The sequence below is a fragment of the Treponema sp. genome (assembly GCF_045657965.1).
In the GTDB taxonomy this organism is placed as follows: Bacteria; Spirochaetota; Spirochaetia; order Treponematales; family Treponemataceae; genus Treponema_D.
The window spans coordinates 1-3,821 of sequence record NZ_JAZOUG010000126.1 but is presented as its reverse complement, the minus strand read 5'-3'; the positions used below and the strand labels follow the sequence as shown (position 1 = coordinate 3,821).

General features: G+C 38.0%; 3 protein-coding genes. All 3 read left to right on the top strand.

Annotated features, from left to right (window positions below; all coding sequences use genetic code 11):
• Positions 1-745: hypothetical protein (locus tag ACKI5B_RS04565; protein ID WP_407426279.1), on the top strand; the 745-nt coding region annotated here is incomplete at its 5' end.
• A gap of 14 nt (positions 746-759) precedes the next feature.
• A complete protein-coding gene (locus ACKI5B_RS04560; protein ID WP_407426277.1) occupies positions 760-3,318 on the top strand; it encodes an InlB B-repeat-containing protein in 2,559 nt (852 codons plus the stop codon).
• A gap of 51 nt (positions 3,319-3,369) precedes the next feature.
• Positions 3,370-3,624, top strand: a complete 255-nt coding sequence (locus tag ACKI5B_RS04555; protein ID WP_407426275.1) for a hypothetical protein — start codon at positions 3,370-3,372, stop codon at positions 3,622-3,624.
• The last annotated feature ends 197 nt before the right edge of the window (positions 3,625-3,821 follow it).

Here is a 3,821-nt window from a genome sequence, read left to right as displayed (position 1 = left end):
AGAGGCGCGCCTAAAAGCCGAACGCGATGCTGCTGAAAAAGCCCGTCTTGAAGCAGAAAAAAGGCTTGCAGACGAAAAGCTTGCCGCAGAAAAAGCGGCTGCCGAAGAAAAAGCCCGGCTTGAAGCTGAAGAAAGGCGGCTTGCAAAAGAAAAAGAAGAAGCCGAAAAGGAAGCAAAGCGGCTTGCAAAGCTTGAATATAAACGGCTTCATCCTTACATATGGAAGGACATTATTTTTGAAGGCGGATTCGGATATGGCTTTAATCTGGCAGACAATGTAACGACAGAATATTACGATTATAATAGTCTTATATTAAATCTGCGTGCGATATTCCTTCCATGGAAAACAAATTCCAACAAATTTGGATGTGAATTTGCATTTTCTACACAGACTTTTGACACAATTGACGCACGTTATTATAAAGGAAACTTGACTTCCAATATTTTTGATATAAAATTTGTGTTACAGCACAGATTGTTCAGCAAAGTCTTTGTTTCGGCAAAGGCAGGCTTAGGTTTAGATATGCTTGAAACTTCTCTTTCGTATATTTCATCATATTCAAGCCGTTCTGCACCAAAAGATGAAACTTATTATTATCCTGCCTTTACTGCGGGAGCTTCACTGTTCTTTACGCCATGGAAGTTCCTTGTTTTTGAACTTGGGACTGATTTTTCTTATGTTGCTTCAGGCTCAAGTCCTCTTCTTTTACTTACGCCTTATGCCTGTGCAGGATTCAGATTTTAACGGGATGTATAAAAATGAATTATTTTGAAAAAAACAGAAATATTTTATTCAGATTTTTCTCTCTGTTCATTTTTATTTCACTATTCGTGTTTGTTTCCTGCAGTGACGATTTTACTGAAAATATAGAATCTGATTTTTCTACAACATATACATATTACGCCTATAATCCTGATGATGTAGATGATGTTAATTCTGCTTCAGTTACTTATAAAATCGGTGAGACTTTCGGCTTTACTGAAATGCCGAGTGTTTCTTCTTCTGAGTTTTTTGTAATGAAGCCCGGCTATAAAATTGCCGGCTGGATTTATTACAAAAATCCTTTTTCAGGTTCAACTGAAGTTCCAGAAAACATGCAGACAGCTGAAATAAATACTGATAATAATGGAGTGCAGACGGTTGTTGTCGGTGTTGCTGTTACTTCTGCGCCGGCTTCGTTTTATGCTGCCGACTGGGAAGCAGTTAACTATTATGTCGCCTTTAATGAAAACGGAAATCTTGTTGAAAATTCCATGGAAAAGCAGGAATTAACTTATGATGTTGAAGAAAATCTCAATTCAAATACATTTACCAGAAACGGCTTTATTTTTAAAGGCTGGAATTACTATGCAAACAGAAACTCAACGACAGCAGAACTTAGCGACGGTGTATCTGTAAAAAATCTTGCTAACCGGGAAAACGCAGTCATTAATCTTTATGCCTGCTGGCTTGCAGAAAATATTACGATTAGTTTTGATGCAAACGGCGGAAGCGGCACTATGGAAGCAATGACAGATGTTGCAGTTGGAACTCAGCTCAATACAAATACATTTACTGCCCCAACAGGTCATCATTTTGGATACTGGCTTTTTGAAAAATCAAGTGGAGTTTATATTACTTATAGCGACGGTCAGACTCTTACAGAATCGAACTATCCAAATATGGATGCTGCATTTATTGCGCAGTGGGAACCTGATTCATACACTCTTACATTTAATTCAAACAGCGGTTCAGGCTCAATGGAAAGCCAGACTTATTATTACGGCTCTTCTCAGTCTTTAAATGCAAATTCATACTATAGATACGGCTATAATTTTGCCGGCTGGAACACTTCTTCAGACGGAAGCGGCACTTCTTATTCTGACGGTCAGGCAATTTCAATAACAGAAAATACAACGTTATATGCTCAGTGGGAAGCTCAGACTTTTACCGTTTCGTTTAATTCAAACGGCGGAAGCGGAACTGTTTCATCACAGACTTTTACTTACAGCTCATCCCTTTCATCTTCACTTAACGCAAATACATTTACCCGTGAAGGCTACACATTTACCGGCTGGAATACTTCTTCTGACGGAAGCGGAACATCTTATTCAGATACTCAGGCAATTACCGCTTCTTCATGGCTTTCTTCGAATATTACTCTTTATGCTCAGTGGTCAATCAATACATTTACTGTTACATTTAATTCAAACGGTGGAAGCTCTGTTGATACACAGACCATTGCCTGGGGAAGCACGGCTGTTTTATATGTTCCTGTAAAGGCTGGAAATGATTTTGTAAACTGGTACACAGACTCTGCCTTAACTTCAGAATTCAGCTTCACAACGCAGGTAAAACAGAATTACACGCTTTATGCAAAATGGAATATACAGACTCTGGCAGTGACTTTTTCCGGAAACGGCTCTACATCCGGCTCAGTCAGTGATTTGAACATGACTTACGGCGAAACAGCTTCCTTCCCTTCAAATTCATATTCAAAAACCGGATACAATTTTTTAGGCTGGAGTACAAGTTCTTCTGCAACTTCTGCTGACTATTCTGACGGATACACAATTTCCATATCAAACTGGATGAGCGGAACTTTGAATCTTTATGCGGTCTGGGAAGCAAAAGTATATACAGTTACATTTAATACAGACGGTGGTTCTACCGTTGCTTCTCAATCTGTAAATTATGATTCCTGTGCAGAACAGCCTGAAGACCCAGTGAAAACTGGTCATGTATTTAAAGGCTGGTATTCTGATTCATCACTTACAACGGTATTTAGTTTCTCAACTGTGATAACTGAAGATATTACAGTATATGCTAAATGGGAAGTAGAAACTTATATAGTAACTTTTGATGGAAATGGTTCAACGAGCGGTTCTATGGGTACGCAGACTTTCATCTTTGGAGAATCACAGACTTTGTCCGAGAATACTTTTGAAAAATCAGGATATAATTTTGCCGGCTGGTCTACATCTTCAACGGCAACGGCTGCGACTTATTCAGATAAAAAGAATATAAGTGTAACTGAGAATATGACTTTGTATGCCGTATGGACAAAACGTGCGAGTGTTACAAGTACAGACAAAATGACTGCAAGTGTTGAAGATTCTTCTGAGCAGATTATTTTTACAGCCGGTGGAACATATGTATCTTATAAGTGGTATGTGGATACTATGACGACTACAGTATTAGAAGGTGCTGGAGCTCTCACACTATCCTATGATGATTATGCTGATGGAAATAATCACTTCGTGCTTCTGCTTTGTATTGACAGTGAAGGAAATATTAGTACTGAATCAGCTAATTTTAAAATCCTTGCAAAAAATTAGAAGATTTACAGTTGAGTAAAGAAAACTATAAAGACTGCCGAAAATTTGAGTATGGATTTGGAAAGTGTTTGTAAAGATTTGATTGTTACTCTCTGCGATATGACAAAAAATGATGATGCTCCTGTGGCTGATGTTACTTTAAAAGTCGGAAAATCCTGGGCTTTTTCAGATTTTGAAACCTGCGAGTGCTTTAATAAAGAAAAATGGAATTCACCTGTTTCAAATGCAGATTTAACTATCGTCCATGATGACAGTCTGAATGAACTTTACAGAGTTGAAAAAATCTCCGGCTTTGAAGACTTGTAAATTAGTGTTATAATCTAAATCGTGGTATTTCCAAAAAATGGCAGATTAAAACTTTCTCGCTTCGCACGGATTGTGCTTTTTTCGGCTGTTTTTGCTATATCGGGGATTGTAAAATCTTTTGCAGCAACTTATGTTTATGACGGCTCAGCACTTTATTTATACAGCGGAAGTCAGACGGATTATTCTTTAATTGTAAG

Bases quoted from the DNA above. Each gene is read 5' to 3' on its own strand.
- ACKI5B_RS04560 (WP_407426277.1), top strand. From the start codon at position 760: ATGAATTATTTTGAAAAAAACAGAAATATTTTATTCAGATTTTTCTCT.
- ACKI5B_RS04555 (WP_407426275.1), top strand. From the start codon at position 3,370: ATGGATTTGGAAAGTGTTTGTAAAGATTTGATTGTTACTCTCTGCGAT.